Annotated in this window: 12 protein-coding genes and 1 pseudogene; 11 read left to right on the top strand and 2 right to left on the bottom strand. The window is 67.6% G+C overall.

The features are described from left to right. The 8 genes and pseudogenes from DIE11_RS05055 (at position 1) to DIE11_RS05025 (ending at position 7,281) form a co-directional block, all read left to right on the top strand. Positions 1 to 735: an ABC transporter permease gene (locus DIE11_RS05055; RefSeq protein WP_124621960.1), complete on the top strand. Its 735-nt coding sequence runs from the start codon at positions 1 to 3 to the stop codon at positions 733 to 735. Beyond that, the gene (locus DIE11_RS05050) at positions 732 to 1,499 is read left to right on the top strand and encodes an ABC transporter permease subunit (RefSeq protein ID WP_124621958.1); all 768 of its coding nucleotides are present in this window, start codon (positions 732 to 734) and stop codon (positions 1,497 to 1,499) included. Before DIE11_RS05055 ends, DIE11_RS05050 begins: the two co-directional genes overlap by 4 nt. 26 nt (positions 1,500 to 1,525) lie before the next feature. Continuing rightward, complete coding sequence (locus tag DIE11_RS05045; protein WP_124621956.1) at positions 1,526 to 2,902, top strand: NtaA/DmoA family FMN-dependent monooxygenase; 1,377 nt, start codon at positions 1,526 to 1,528, stop codon at positions 2,900 to 2,902. 105 nt (positions 2,903 to 3,007) lie between these two features. Next, a pseudogene (locus tag DIE11_RS37355) lies at positions 3,008 to 3,100 on the top strand (short-chain dehydrogenase); the annotation flags it as partial. A gap of 186 nt (positions 3,101 to 3,286) precedes the next feature. Beyond that, positions 3,287 to 4,216 carry a TauD/TfdA family dioxygenase gene (locus DIE11_RS05040; protein ID WP_124621954.1) on the top strand — a complete coding sequence of 310 codons (930 nt, stop codon included), beginning with the start codon at positions 3,287 to 3,289 and terminating at the stop codon, positions 4,214 to 4,216. Positions 4,217 to 4,258: 42 nt separating this feature from the next. Next, positions 4,259 to 5,314 carry an ABC transporter substrate-binding protein gene (locus tag DIE11_RS05035; RefSeq protein WP_124621953.1) on the top strand — a complete coding sequence of 352 codons (1,056 nt, stop codon included), beginning with the start codon at positions 4,259 to 4,261 and terminating at the stop codon, positions 5,312 to 5,314. A 78-nt stretch (positions 5,315 to 5,392) separates the two neighbouring features. Then, positions 5,393 to 6,397, top strand: coding sequence for an ABC transporter ATP-binding protein (locus DIE11_RS05030; RefSeq protein WP_124622258.1), 1,005 nt, complete (start codon positions 5,393 to 5,395; stop codon positions 6,395 to 6,397). Then, positions 6,394 to 7,281, top strand: coding sequence for an ABC transporter permease (locus DIE11_RS05025; RefSeq protein ID WP_124621951.1), 888 nt, complete (start codon positions 6,394 to 6,396; stop codon positions 7,279 to 7,281). The genes DIE11_RS05030 and DIE11_RS05025 overlap by 4 nt, the downstream gene beginning before the upstream one ends. Before the next feature lie 427 nt (positions 7,282 to 7,708). Here DIE11_RS05025 and DIE11_RS05020 read toward each other — a convergent pair whose 3' ends face one another. After that, positions 7,709 to 8,623 carry a glutaminase gene (locus tag DIE11_RS05020; protein WP_124621949.1) on the bottom strand — a complete coding sequence of 305 codons (915 nt, stop codon included), beginning with the start codon at positions 8,621 to 8,623 and terminating at the stop codon, positions 7,709 to 7,711. Between the two features lie 224 nt (positions 8,624 to 8,847). On the opposite strand from DIE11_RS05020, the gene DIE11_RS05015 reads away from it, so the two are divergent. Further along, positions 8,848 to 9,558 carry a response regulator gene (locus DIE11_RS05015; RefSeq protein WP_124621947.1) on the top strand — a complete coding sequence of 237 codons (711 nt, stop codon included), beginning with the start codon at positions 8,848 to 8,850 and terminating at the stop codon, positions 9,556 to 9,558. A gap of 64 nt (positions 9,559 to 9,622) precedes the next feature. Continuing rightward, entirely contained in the window at positions 9,623 to 10,753 is a 1,131-nt protein-coding gene (locus tag DIE11_RS05010) for an ATP-binding protein (RefSeq protein WP_059600167.1), read from the top strand. Between the two features lie 6 nt (positions 10,754 to 10,759). Here the strand turns inward: DIE11_RS05010 and DIE11_RS05005 are convergent, their stop codons facing one another. Continuing rightward, positions 10,760 to 13,180 carry a patatin-like phospholipase family protein gene (locus tag DIE11_RS05005; protein WP_124621945.1) on the bottom strand — a complete coding sequence of 807 codons (2,421 nt, stop codon included), beginning with the start codon at positions 13,178 to 13,180 and terminating at the stop codon, positions 10,760 to 10,762. A gap of 271 nt (positions 13,181 to 13,451) precedes the next feature. Between DIE11_RS05005 and DIE11_RS05000 the strand changes: the two genes are divergently transcribed. Beyond that, positions 13,452 to 14,486, top strand: a complete 1,035-nt coding sequence (locus DIE11_RS05000; RefSeq protein WP_124621943.1) for a rod shape-determining protein — start codon at positions 13,452 to 13,454, stop codon at positions 14,484 to 14,486. The last annotated feature ends 49 nt before the right edge of the window (positions 14,487 to 14,535 follow it).

Raw genomic sequence — 14,535 nt, 5'->3', positions numbered from 1 at the left:
ATGGCCGCGGACGATTCGCTGCTCGCGTTGCTCGCATTCGGCGACGGCGGCTATGGCCGCGTGTTCGTCGGCGCATTCGCGCTGACGTTCGGCGTCGCGGCAGCGTCGTTCTGCACCGGTGCGCTGCTCGGCATCGCCGGCGCGCTCGGCAAGCTGTCGCGGCACGCGCCGCTCGCATGGCTCGCGCGGCTCTACACGATGCTCGTGCGCGCGCTGCCCGAGCTGCTGTGCCTGCTGCTCGCGTTCTATGCGCTCGCGCCTGCCGTCGAGGTCGCGCTGCACCGCGGCGGCCTGGTGCCCGACGGCTTCGCGTTCCCGCCGTTCCTCGTCGCGGCGCTGTCGCTCGGTTTCATCCAGGGTGCGTATCTGACCGACATCTTCCGCGCGGCGCTCGTCAACGTGCCGCCCGGGCAGATCGAAGCCGCGCACGCGTACGGGATGACGCCGTGGCAGACGCTCACGCGCATCCGGCTTCCGGCCGCCGCGCGGCTCGCGTTGCCGGGCACGGGCAACGTGTGGCTGAACGCGACCAAGGATGCGTCGTTCATCAGCGTGCTCGGCTCGTTCACGGATCTGCTGAAGGCGAGCCAGCTCGCGGCCGGCGCGACGCGCCACTACGTATTCTTCTATCTCGTCACGGCCGCGCTGTTCCTGTTGCTGAGCATCGCCTCGACGGGCCTCTTCGCGGCGCTCGAGCGCCACGCGAACCGTGGCACGAGGCGTGCAACCGCATGATCTTCTCGCTGCCATTTCTGCTCGACACGGTGATGCCGAAGCTGCTCGCCGCGGTGCCGACGACGCTCGAGCTGACGCTTTTGTCGGGCGCTGCCAGCGTGCTGCTGGGCGTGCCGCTCGCGCTCGCCGCCGGTGCACGCCGCGCGCCGCTGCGCTGGTCCGCGCGCGGCTGGCTCATGCTGATTCGCGGCACGCCGCTGCTCGTCCAGCTCTATCTGCTGTATTACGGATTCGGGCAGATCGTCCCGCGCGAATGGATGCGCGACAGCTGGGCGTCGCCGCTGCTGCGCGACGCGTTCTGGTACGCGATCGTCGCGTTGAGCGTGAATGAGAGCGCGTACGTCGCGACGATCCTGCGCGGCGCGATCGCCGGCGTGCCTGCCGGCGAGATCGAAGCCGGGCACGCATACGGGATGACGCGCGTGCAGGTGCTGCGCCGGATCGTCGGCCCGCGCGCATGGCGGATTGCACTGCCCGCGCTCACCGGCGAGGCGATCCTGCTGCTGAAATCGACCGTCCTCGCGTCGACCGTTACCGTGTTCGACGTGATGGGGACGGCCAATACGCTGCGCTTCGAGACGTTGCGCGTGTACGAACCGCTGGTCGGCGCGGCTGTCGTCTATGTGATGCTGGTCGCGCTGCTGACCATTCCCGCTGCCCGACTCGAGAAACGCGTCAATCGCTATCTGACGCGCGCGCCCGACGCTCACATGCGTGTCCGGCGCCGCGGCGCAGCGTCGGGCGCGTGGGCGGCACCCAACTGATTCCTGCCCTGGTAACGAATTCCACGATGTCCGATCCTCGCCCGTTGTTGTTTTCCCTGTATGAACAAGCCAGTGTCGGCTGCGGCGGTGCGCCCAGCCTCTGGACCCATCCCGCCGATGAGCGACTGCGCGCGAACACGCTCGCGTTCTGGTCGAACCTCGCGCGCACGGCCGAGCAGGCCGACCTCGACATGCTTTTCTTCGCCGACGTGCTCGGCCTGTACGACGTTTATGGCGGGTCGGCCGACGCGGCACTGCGATGGGCGGTCGAGTCGCCCGCGAACGATCCGATGATGCTGATTCCGGCGCTCGTCGCGCAGACTGAGCGGCTCGCGTTCGGCGTGACCGCCAGCACGACCTACGAGCATCCGTTCGCGCTCGCGCGCCGCTTCAGCACGCTCGATCATCTGAGCGACGGCCGGATCGGCTGGAACATCGTGACGTCCTACCTGACGAGTGCGGCGCGCAACTTCGGGCTCGACCGGATGATCGGCCATGACGAACGCTACGCGCGCGCCGAGGAATTTCTCGACGTCGTGTACAAGTTGTGGGAAGGGAGCTGGGCGGACGACGCGGTCGTCGCCGACAAGCACGCGCCGCGCTATGCGCGCGGCGACCGCGTGCGGCCGATTGCGCACGAAGGCACGCACTATCGCGTGCAGGGGCCGCACGTCTGCGCGCCGTCGCCGCAGCGCTCGCCCGTGCTGATCCAGGCCGGCTGGTCGGGCCGCGGGCGTGAATTCGCGGCGAAGCACGCGGAGGTGGTGTTCGTCGCGAAGGCGAATCCGCACGAGATTCGTGCCGGCCTCGACGAGATTCGCCGTCTCGCGACGGAGCGCGGCCGTGCGGCGGACGACGTGAAGTCGTTGACCGTGTTGCGGATCGTGACCGCGCGCTCGTCGAGCGACGCGAAGGAGAAATACCACACGCTGCAGCAGCACTATCACCAGCACGCGCAACTCGTCAGCTATGCGGGCGACACCGGGATCGACATCGACCGCTATGCGGACGACGAGCCGCTGACGACGCAGACGGAAGGGCTCACGTCCTACGTCGTGCGGCCCGATGGCAGCGGCAAGCCGCTTACTGCCGGCGACGTGCGGCGCAAGTTCGCGAGCGTCACGCGCGGCACCGACCTGATTCTCGTCGGCCCGCCCGATGAAGTCGCCGACCAGATCGCCGAGCATGCGCGGCAGTCGACGACCAGCGGCTACATGCTCAATCCGCTGATCAGCCCCGGCACGCTCGACGATTTCGCCGAACTGATCGTGCCGGAACTGAAAAAGCGCGGACTGTACCGGGCGACGGCGCCGGCCGGCACCTTCCGCTCGCGGCTGACCGGCCGCGACCGCCTGCCGGACACCGCGCATGGTGCGTCGTTCCGGCAATCCGCATCCGACTGACGCTGACGCGCCGGTCGATACGGTATGACTTTGCGTGACATGAACCATCACGTGCTGGTCCGGTTGCGACCGTGCCGCGCCCGCCGGTACGACGCGTGAAGATCGATCACGTCGATCTACGTCGAGCTGGCGTCGTCGCGCGCGAGTGACGGGCCGGGACAGATCTATGGCGCGTCGGGCGGCGGGGGGCAGCCTTAGCGCGGTGGCGGCGCCCGAGTCGCGGGTAATGGGCGGCCGGCGAGTGGCGGACGGCCCGTCCTGCGCGCCCGCCGCCCGAGCAGCGATCTTTATCGCTGCAGCAGATAAACGTACCCGAATCGCTTCGTTGACGCAGTCCGGCACGCGCTCGTAGATTCGAATTTTCATCGAATCAGGGGCTGTACCGTGACGACTCCCGCCATCCGCGCTGCCGCATCGACGTCCGCCGGCCATCGACCCGCGTTGCCGCTCGAGGCGCGCGCGCAGTGCTTCGACATCGTTCCGTTCGATGCGCCGCTCGGCGCCGAAGTCGTCGGGCTAGACCTGTCGCAACCGCTCGACGCGGCCGGTTTCGCACGCATCCACCACGCGCATCTCGATCATCACGTGCTGGTGTTTCGCGACCAGTGCATCACGCCGGACGAACACATCGCGTTCAGCCGCCGCTTCGGCCCACTGCAGATCCACGTGCTCCACCAGTTCGCGCTCGCCGCGCATCCGGAAGTGCTGATCGTGTCGAACATCGTCGAGCACGGCAAGCCGATCGGCCTCGGCGACGCCGGCCATTTCTGGCACTCCGACCTGTCGTACAAGGAAAAGCCGAGCCTTGGCTCGCTGCTGCATGCGCAGGAGCTGCCTGCCGAAGGCGGCGACACGCTATTCGCGAACATGCATCTCGCATGGGACACGCTGCCCGCGCACCTGCGCCGTGCGGTCGAAGGGCGGCGCGCCGAGCACACGTATCTCGCGCGCTATGCGGAGCTGCAGGCCCGCAGCCCGTGGCGCCCGAACCTGTCGGCCGAGCAGATCGCGCAGGTCGACGCGGTCGTGCATCCCGTCGTGCGCACGCATCCGGAGACGGGCCGCAAGGCTCTGTTCGTCAGCGAGCATTTCACGACGCGCATCGTCGACTTGCCCGACGACGAAAGCCGCGCGCTGCTCGACGAACTGTTCGCGCACAGCGTGCGTGCCGAGCATCTGTATCGCCATCACTGGCGCGACCACGACCTCGTATTCTGGGACAACCGCTCGCTGATGCATCTCGCGGCCGGCACGCCAGACCATCTGCGCCGCAAGCTGTATCGCACGACGATCGAGGGCGACGCGCCGTTCTGAGCGTCGCGCCCTCTCTGCCGCCTCATTCTCACTGGAGTTCCGATGTCGTTTCCGCTTTCTGCGGCCCTGTGCCGTACGACGCTGTCCGCGCGCCGCGCGCTGGCCGCCACGCTCACCGCCGCGCTGGCATTCGCCGCCGCGGGCACGCCGCAAGCCGCGCATGCGGAAGGCCACATCCGCATCGCCGAGCAGTTCGGCGTCGTCTACCTGATGCTGAACGTCGCGCGCGACCAGCAGCTGATCGAGAAGGAAGGGCGCAAGACCGGCGTCGACATCAAGGTCGACTGGGTGCGGCTGTCGGGCGGGGCGGCCGTGAACGACGCGCTGCTGTCGGGCGCGGTCGATATCGCCGGCGGGGGCATCGGGCCGTTGCTGACCGTATGGGACCGCACGCGCGGCCGACAAAACGTGAAGGGCGTCGCATCGCTCGGCAATTTTCCGTACTACCTCGTCAGCAGCAACCCGAACGTGAAGACGATCGCCGACCTGAGCACGAAGGACCGCATCGCGGTGCCGGCCGTCGGCGTGTCGGTGCAGTCGCGCGTGCTGCAATACGCGGCCGCGAAGCAATGGGGCGACAAGCAGTTCGACAGGCTCGATCCGCTCACGCAGGCGATTCCGCATCCTGACGCAACGGCCGCGATCCTCGCGAACAGCAACGTGATTACCGGCCACTTCGGCAATCCGCCGTTTCAGGATCAGGAACTCGCGGGCAATCCGAACGCGCACATCGTGCTGAATTCGTACGACGTGCTCGGTGGCCCGAGTTCCGCGACGGTGCTGTACGCGACCGGGAAATTCCGCGACGACAACCCGAAGACGTATCGCGCATTCGTCGCGGCGCTCGCCGACGCCGCGCGCCAGATCGCGGCCGATCCCGAGCGTGCGGCCGACACCTATATCCGCGTGAACGGATCGAAGATCGATCGCGCGTTGCTGCTGAAAATCCTGCGCAATCCGCAGGTGCAGTTCAAGACGGCGCCGCAGAACACGCTGAAGCTCGCGCAGTTCATGTACCGCATTGGTGCGATTCGCAACGAGCCGAAGTCGTGGCGCGACTACTTCGTCGACGATCCGGCGACTGCCGGCGGCAGTTGAACTGCAGTCGAACGGCGGTGGCGTTCCCGCGTCGCGATCGACGCTTATGCGTCGGTGCGGTTTCGATATGTGCAATCGTTGGTTGGGTCACGCGCCGCGCCGCCGTATGTTGATGCTTTACCCGCAAGAGTTTCGATCGTGAACGCCACTTCTCCCCGAATCGTATTGCCGCCGTATGCGGCGCGCGGTGCCGCTGCGCCGGCCGTACCTCCTCCTACCGACGCAGCGCGCACGGTGAGCCGAACCGCGCCGCACCCCGCACCGGCCGGCGCACCCAGCGAGCGCCTGCTGGCGATCGATCGCGTGAGCCTCGAATACCGGAGCGGCGCGCGAATCATCCGCGCGACCCATCAAGTCAGCTTCGACGTGTACGGCAGCGACCGCTTCGTGCTGCTCGGCCCGTCCGGGTGCGGCAAGTCGACGTTGCTGAAGGCAATCGCCGGCTTCATCGAGCCGGTGTCGGGTTCGATCGCGCTCGACGGCCGGCCCTTGCACGGGCCCGGCCCGGATCGCATCGTCGTATTCCAGGAGTTCGACCAATTGCCGCCGTGGAAGACGGTGGTCGAGAACGTCGCGTTTCCGTTGCGTGCGGCCGCGAAGCTGTCGCGTGCCGAAGCATGCGAGCGCGCGCTGCACTATCTCGACAAGGTCGGGCTCGCCGGCTTCGCCGATACGTACCCACATACGCTGTCGGGCGGCATGAAACAGCGCGTCGCGATCGCGCGTGCGCTGGCGATGCAGCCGCGCGTGCTGCTGATGGACGAACCTTTCGCCGCGCTCGACGCGCTCACGCGTCGCAAGATGCAGGAAGAACTGCTGCGCCTGTGGGACGAGCTCCGCTTCACGTTGCTGTTCGTCACGCATTCGATCGAGGAGGCGCTCGTCATCGGCAACCGGATCCTGCTGCTGTCGCCGCATCCTGGCCGCGTGCGCGCGGAGCTCAACAGCCACGACTATTCGCTCGACAGCGTCGGCAGCGGCGACTTCCGCGACAGCGTCGCGCGCATTCATCATCTCCTGTTCGATACCGACGAAGCGAACGTCACCCGCGCAGCACCGGCCACGGAGGCAATCGCATCATGAGCACGATCGATCCGGCTCTGCCGCCGCTGCCGCCCGTTCGCGCGGAATACGTCCATGCGCTCGACACGCCGCCCGACGCCGAACGCGCGGCACCCGTGCCGCTGATGCGCCGCATCGTCGGCGCGAGCGGGTTTCGCCGCGCCGTCATCGCGCTCGTGCTGATCGCCGCATGGGAAATCATCGCGCGCATCGTCGCGAATGACCTGCTGGTGCCGACCTTCGGCGCGACGCTGGCCGCGTTCGTGCAGGGCATCGCGTCGGGCGAACTGCTCGTGAAGACCGGCATCTCGATGTCGGTGCTGTTGCGCGGCTATGCGCTCGGGGTGCTGTTCGCGTTCGTGCTGACGTCGGTGGCGGTGTCGACGCGCATCGGCCGCGACGTGCTCGCGATGCTCACATCGATGTTCAACCCGCTGCCGTCGATCGCGTTGCTGCCGATCGCGTTGCTGTGGTTCGGGCTCGGCACCGGCAGCCTGCTGTTCGTGCTGGTGCACGCGGTGCTGTGGCCGCTCGCGCTCAGCATGTATACGGGTTTCGCCGGCGTGCCGGCCACGCTGAAGATGGCCGGGCGCAACTACGGCCTCACGGGCTTGCGACAAATCGCGTTGATCCTCGTGCCGGCCGCGCTGCCGTCGATCCTGTCGGGGCTGCGGGTCGGCTGGGCCTTCGCGTGGCGCACGCTGATCGCCGCGGAGCTCGTGTTCGGCGCGAGCGCGGGGCAGGGCGGGCTCGGCTGGTACATCTTCCAGAACCGCAACGAGCTGTATACCGACCGCGTGTTCGCGGGCCTCGCGGCCGTCATCGTGATCGGGCTGCTCGTCGAGCACCTCGTGTTCGATACGCTCGAACGCGTGACGGTGCGCCGCTGGGGCATCCAGCAATGAGCGCTTCGAGCCGGGACCGGACGCATGCGCGTACGCATTCCCGGCGCACGCATAACCAAAGCTGAAATCGGTTTTTCAAGCGGGCGGGATGCGTCCCTATTGTTGGCGTTCTTTATTGATGCTAGCGGTGCTCAGTAACCATGCTAACGGCAATCAAACGGAAACTACCTGGTTTCAAGGCGTTTGGGGTGAATACCGCATTTCTCAGGCCGTTGCTATGGCGCATCAAATGACGCTTCCGCTGCTCACCAACTTTGCTGGCAGGTCGTTGAATTAATGTCGGGCCGGACGTATTTTCCCTTCGGTCGTTCGCGGCGATCACCGCGAAGCGTTCGATTTCGGCTCATTCGCCCGATTTCAATGCTCGAGTGTGCCGATATTCACCTGCCGCCGTTGTGCCAAATGACGCGCGCCCAACCTCGCCCCCTCAAAAAATCGACCTTCCCGTATAAGTCGTCAACCACTCCAGCGCCAGCGTCCCCGCCAGCGAGTTCCCGTTCGCATCGAGCCCCGGCGCCCATACGCACACGGCCATGTCACCCGGCAGCACCGCGACGATCCCGCCGCCGACACCGCTCTTGGCAGGCAAGCCGACGCGATAAACGAAGTCGCCCGCCGCGTCATAGGTGCCACAGGTCAACATCAGCGCCGACAACCGCTTCGCCGAACTCGCATCGACGACCCGCTCGCCAGTGACGGGCGCGACGCCGCCGTTCGCGAGAAACAGCGCCGCTTGCGCAAGCTCGACGCAGTTCATCGTGATCGCACACTGGCGGCAATACGCGTCCACCACCGTGTCGGGCGGCATCTGCATGTTCCCGAAGCTCGCCATGAAATGCGCCATCGCGCGGTTGCGTTCCGCGTGTTGCAGTTCCGACAGCGCGACGCGCGAATCGTAGTCGAGGTCGGTCGCGCCGTTCAGCCGCCGCACGAACTCGACGAGCGCCGTCTCGGCCTTGACGAAGCGGCGGCACAGCACGTCGGTGACGACCAGCGCGCCGGCGTTGATGAACGGGTTGCGCGGCTTGCCGCGCTCGCTTTCGAGCTGAACGAGCGAATTGAACGCGGTGCCGGACGGCTCGCGGCCGACCCGCTCCCACAGCGCATCGCCCAGCAGCTGGAACGCGAGCGTGCAAGCGAACAGCTTCGAGATGCTCTGGATCGAGAAGCGCTCCTGCGCGTCGCCGACGGTGTAAACGTTTCCGTCCAGCGTCACGACGGCCATCCCGAACTTGTCGGCGGGCACTTTAGCGAGCTCGGGAATGTAGTCGGCGACACGTCCCTGGCCGATCCAGGGGGCGAGTTCGGCATGGATGCGTTCGAGGATCGACTGGTAATTCATCGTGTGTGAGGCAGGGCGGGCGCGCGGCCCGGTTTTCGGAGAGCCCGTATGGAACCGTTTCGGCGCCGATTCGTCAAGCGCGGCGACCATCGCACCCTTATTCTCCAGATCTTCAAACGGGCAATCGGTGGGCGCAGTATCATGCGGTACGTTTCGACCGATGGCCGGCAGCCGGCGCAGGCCTGCCGCCGCCGCGGTTTCCCCGTACGATCCGACCGTTGCCCATGTCTTTTCGCATCCTGCTCGTCGAAGACGACACCCGCCTGTCCACACTGATCGCCGGCTACCTGCGCAAGAACGACTATGAAGTCGACACTGTGCTGCACGGTGACGCCGCCGTCCCGGCGATCCTGTCCACGCGCCCGGATCTCGTCATTCTCGACGTGAACCTGCCGGGCAAGGACGGCTTCGAGATCTGCCGCGAGGCGCGCAAGGAGTACGACGGCGTGATCATCATGGTGACGGCGCGCGACGAGCCGTTCGACGAACTGCTCGGCCTCGAATTCGGCGCCGACGACTACGTGCACAAGCCGGTCGAGCCGCGCATCCTGCTCGCGCGGATCAAGGCGCAACTGCGCCGCGTCCCCGCGCGCGCGGCCGAGGGTGCCGCGCCGCAGCCGGAGCGCTACACGTTCGGCCAGTTCTCGATCGACCGCACCGACCGTTCGGTCGTGCTGCCGGGCGGCGGCTCGCCGGACCTCACGTCGGCCGAGTTCGACCTGCTGTGGGTGCTGGTGTGCCATGCGGGAGAAGTCGTCAGCCGTGACGACCTGATGCTGCAGCTGCGCGGCGTCGAGTTCGACGGTCTCGACCGCACGATCGACGGGCGCATCTCGAAGCTGCGCCGCAAGCTGCATGACGATGCGGGCAACCCGCAGCGGATCAAGACGATCCGCAGCAAGGGTTACCAGTTCAGCAAGCATGCGTGGGAATGACGCCGGCCCGGCACGACGCCGTCGGCCGCCGCATCCCCGCATCGCACGATAGCCGGAAGCCGCGATGATCCGACGCACCCGTTCGCACCCCGATGCAGCGCCGCTTTCGGCGCCGCGCTATGTCAGATGGCGCTGGCTGCATTTCCGCCGCGCGTGGACCGACACGCGCGCCGACCGCATTCCGAGCTGGTCGCGCCTGTACGTGCGGACCTACCTGCATCTGCTCGGCCTCGTGCTGCTGACCGCGCTCGTGCCGGCGCTCGCGTTGTGCGTCGTGCTGTCGCCGGAAGTCGTGTGGCACGCGTTCGACGCGCTGCCGGGCGATATCTGGATCGTGCTGGCGTTCGTGTTCGCAGCGCCCGCGCTCGCCGCATATCGGTGGATGCGGCCGGTCTGGTCGGATCTCGTGATGGTGCGCGAGCGCGCGATCGACTTCACCGGCGGCCGCTTCAACACGCGCGCGCGGGAGTCGCACAGCGTGATCATCGGCCCGCTCGCGCGCACGCTGAATGCGCTCGCGATGCGCATGGAGCGGCTGATCGCGGCGCAGCGCGACCTGACGAACGGGATCTCGCACGAGCTGCGCACGCCGCTCGCGCGCGTGCGCTTCGCGCTCGAGATGCTGCGCGAACCGGGCTCCGCCGCCGAATACCACGGTGCGCTGGAGAGCATCGCGCAGGACGTGACCGAGCTCGAGGAGCTGATCGACATGAGCCTCACGTATGCGCGGCTCGAATACAGCTCGCTGCAGTCGAACCTCGAACTGACCGCGCCGGTCGCGTGGTTCGAGCACCAGGTCAGCGACGCGCAGCTGCTGTATCCGGAGCGTGCGATCGAGTCGCGCATCGCGATCGCGTCGGACCTGCGCGTGAAGATGGACCGGCGGCTGATGTCTTACGCGATGCGCAACCTGCTGCGCAACGCGAGCAAATATGCGGCGTCGCGGATCGTCGTCGGGATCGCGCTCGAGCACGGCAACATCGCGATCTTCGTCGAGGACGACGGCCCGGGCGTGCCGGAGAGCGAGCGCGAGCGGATCTTCGACGCGTTCGTGCGCCTCGACCGCCGCACCGGCGGCTACGGGCTCGGCCTCGCGATCACGCGGCAGGTCCTCCACGCGCACAACGGCCGGATCGCGGTGGTGGATCCGGTCGAACTCGGCGGCGCGCGCTTCGAGATCAGCTGGCCGATCTGAGCGCCGTCAGTACGTGCGGCCGAGCTGCAGGTAGATGTTGCGCCGGCCGCCCGGCGCGAGCGCGACACCCATGTACAGCGGACCGAATGCGGTCGACAGGCTCGTGAAGAACGTGTAGCTCTGCTTGAGCGTGCCGCCGCCGACCTTCACGCCGCTCGTCCACACATTGCCGACTTCCGCGCTGGCGCCGACCGACAGCGCCTTGATCGGGGACGCGTTGAACGTCATCAGCTGGTTCATGTACGTCACGTTACCGTACGCGAGTTCATTGCCGGTCAGCTGGTCGGCCGCATACGCGGCCAGATGCTGGAACCCGCCGAGCGTGAAGTTGAACGCGTTGATCAGGTTGGTGCCGCCGATGCTCTTGCCGCCCTCGATCGTTGCACTGACGCTGTGCCGGCCGAACTGCTGCGCGATCATCGCCTTGCCGTAGAGCTCGGTGTAAGGCGTGTTCGACGTATCGGCGAGGTCCTCCGCGGACTGGCTGTTGTGCGACCACAGCGACCGTTCGACACGGAATTCGCCGTAGTAGCCGCGGCGCGGGAACATCGGATCGTCGAGCTGATCGATGACGAGCCGCGCCCGCGCGGTCAGCGCCTGCGACGTGAAGCTCGGCCATATCAGCGTCGAGCTGCCGTCATCGAACGGGAACGGCAGGTTGTAGTTCGGCGAGCCGTGCCCGGTCGCGTAGCCGATACCCATCCGGAAGTCGCCGAGCCGGGCGATCGGCAGGCCGAAGTCGAGCCCGGTGCGCGCCGTCTGCATCAAGTATTGATTCAGCTTCACCTCGCCGCTGTTGTCGTACAGGTTCACGTAGCGACGCTGATATTCCGCGTAGGGCGAAATGTACAAGCCGTATGCGGCCGGCAACGGCTGGCGCAATTCGACGCGCGCCGACTGCAGATCGCTGCCGATCGTCGTGTCCGCGCGGAACTCGAGGCCCGATTCGGTGAGCCACGGCCGCCGGTAGCCGATGTGCAGGCGGAAGCCGCCCTCGTCGGTCGAGCTGCTCGACATCCCGACGCCGAACAACAGGAAATTCGGCCCCCAGTATTTCTCCCGCGCATCGATCTCGAGCACGTTCTCGTCGCCGTGGCTCACGATCTGCTGCGTCACGCTCTCGAAATTGCCGCCGGTCGTCAGCCCGAGCAGGTCCTGGCTGACGGTCGCCGGATCGTAGGTGTCGCCCGGTTTCACGTGCAGCGCGTCGCTGACGACGCGCTTCGGCACGCCGCCGGTCGTCTTGATCTCGACCCGCGTGATGCGGATCGGCGGCGGCAGCGGCTGCGCATGCGCGGACCGGTAGGCCGCGTACTGTTCCGGCGTGAGCGCGAAGTGCCTGAGCCGCGGGAGCGCCGCGGTCGCGGCGGCCGCGCCGGCGGCGATCGCCTGCTTCGCGTTCTGGAAATCGGTGAACGCGAGCGCGCCGAGGTCGGGCGTGAGCAGCACGTCCTGCGCGGCGAGTTGCTTGCGCTGCAACGTCACGTTCTGGCGGATCAGGATGCCGACCATCTGCTGCATCACGTCGGCCGGCGACGCGAGCGCGTCGAGCGGGCGCAGCGGCGAGCCGATGTCGACGGCGATCACGACCTTCGCACCCATCTGCCGCGCGGTGTCGACGGGCAGGTTGCTGACGAGGCCGCCGTCGACGAGCGCGCGGCCGTTGATCTCGGCCGGCGCGAACAGGCCGGGCATCGCCATGCTCGCGCGGATCGCGAGCGGCAGCGAGCCGCGGTCCAGCACGACCATCTGGCCCGTCTGCAGATCGGTTGCGACCGCGCGATACGGGATCGGCAACTGGTCGAACGGCTGATTGGTCGGCACGGCGGCCGTCCAGTTCGCGAGCAGCGCCTGCAGCCGGTTGCCCTGCACGAGGCCGACCGGCGCCTTCACGCCTTTCTTGCCGAAGCCCAGTGTAAGGCTGTTGATGTACAGTCGCTCGTCCTCGCGGCTGCTTTGCGGCAGGTCCGCGCGGTCGGTCACGTCGAACGCGATGTCGGCCAGGTTCACCTCCGACAGCTGCTTCTGCATCTCGTCGGCGGCCATTCCGCTCGCATACAGGCCGCCGACCACGGCGCCCATGCTGGTGCCGGCGATGCAATCGATCGGAATGCGGTTCTCCTCGAGCACTTTCAGCACGCCCAGGTGGGCGTACCCGCGGGCGCCGCCGCCGGACAGCACGAGGCCGATCGCCGGCCGGCCGGCCGGACCGCCGTCGGCGTTGCAGGTCGGCGCGGGCTTGGCGGCGGGGGCCGCGGCCGTCGTGACGGGGACGGCCGGCGCGGCGGAAGTGGCCGCCGTCGCGGTGCGGGGGGCGGTGTCGGCTGCCGGCAAGGGCTGCGCGGCAACGGTGCAGCACCAGAGCGCAACGAGCGTTGCGCCCAGTTGGCGCACCCCGAGCCAGCGGGGAAAAGCGGTCGCTGTCATGGAGGAATACCTGGCGTGATCGGGCGTCGGACGCCTGCCGGGAGCAGGCAAGACCGAGAGATTACCGTGTTTTACAAGCGCGACGCGAGAGGCCGATGCGTAGCCGCGGACCTGCCGAAACACACATTCGGCAATCTCGTCGCGAAAAAATCATCGGAATTGTCTAAAGTACCGGAACGATTTGCCGCTAAGTCCATGATGGGGCGGTAAAAGCGCGCCGCGGAGACGCGGCCTGGCCGTTTCGGCCGGTTTGTTCAAAAAAAGGCTTGATATGTCGACACCGCTGTTCGGAAAGTTGTTTGCGCAACCCGTTGCGATCGACCCTGGAACGGCGAGTACGCGGATTTATACGCACGAGCGCGGCGTGGTGCTGAACCAGCCGTCGGTCGTCTGCTTTCGCAAGGGTGGTGCGACGGACGCGCGACCGACGCTCGAAGCGGTCGGCGAGCGCGCGAAGGCGCTGCTCGGCCGTGAGCCGGGGCATCTGGAGGCCGTGCGGCCCATGCGGCACGGCGTGATCGCCGATGCGCACGCCGCCGAGCAGATGATCCGCCGCTTCATCGACATGTCGCGCACGCGTTCGCGTTTCGGCCGCCGCGTCGAGGTCACGCTGTGCGTGCCGTCGGACGCGACGGCGGTCGAGCGCCGCGCGATCCGCGAGGCCGCGTTCGCGGCCGGTGTATCGGACGTCGAACTGATCGAGGAAGCGCTCGCCGCCGGGCTCGGCGCGGGCCTGCCGGTGACCGAGCCGGTCGGCTCGATGGTGATCGATATCGGTGGCGGGACGACCGAAGTTGCCGTGATCGCGCTCGGCGGCATCGTCTACCGCGAGGCGATCCGCGTGGGCGGCAACCAGTTCGACGCGGCGATCGTCAACCACGTGCGCAACCTGTACGGCGTGCTGCTCGGCGAGCAGACCGCCGAGCGCGTGAAGAATACGATCGGCTCGGCAACCAGCGCGGTGCCGCGCACGTCGACGCGCGCGATCGGGCGCGGGGTCGCGGACGGCCTGCCGCGGTCGATCGAGTTGTCCAACCACGACGTGGCGGACGCACTGGCCGCACCGCTCAAGCAGGTGATCGGCGCGGTGAAGTCGGTACTGGAAAATGCGCCGGCCGAACTCCTGACCGACATCGCGCATCGCGGCGTGGTGCTCACGGGCGGCGGCGCGCTGCTCGCCGACCTCGAACGCCTGCTGCGCGACAAGACCGGACTGACCGCACGGATCGCCGACGAGCCGGCCACCTGCGCGGTGCGCGGCGCGGGGGAGGCGAAGGGGCGGCTCGCGACGTGTCCGGTGGATTGACGCCGGCCGGGCCGGCGCATTGGCGTTCCTTGCCGGCCTTTCGAACCCA

Source organism: Burkholderia sp. Bp9012 (assembly GCF_003853825.1).
Taxonomy (GTDB): Bacteria; Pseudomonadota; Gammaproteobacteria; order Burkholderiales; family Burkholderiaceae; genus Burkholderia; species Burkholderia diffusa.
Note: the sequence above shows the minus strand (reverse complement) of the source record. Positions and strands in the feature narration are given on the sequence as shown.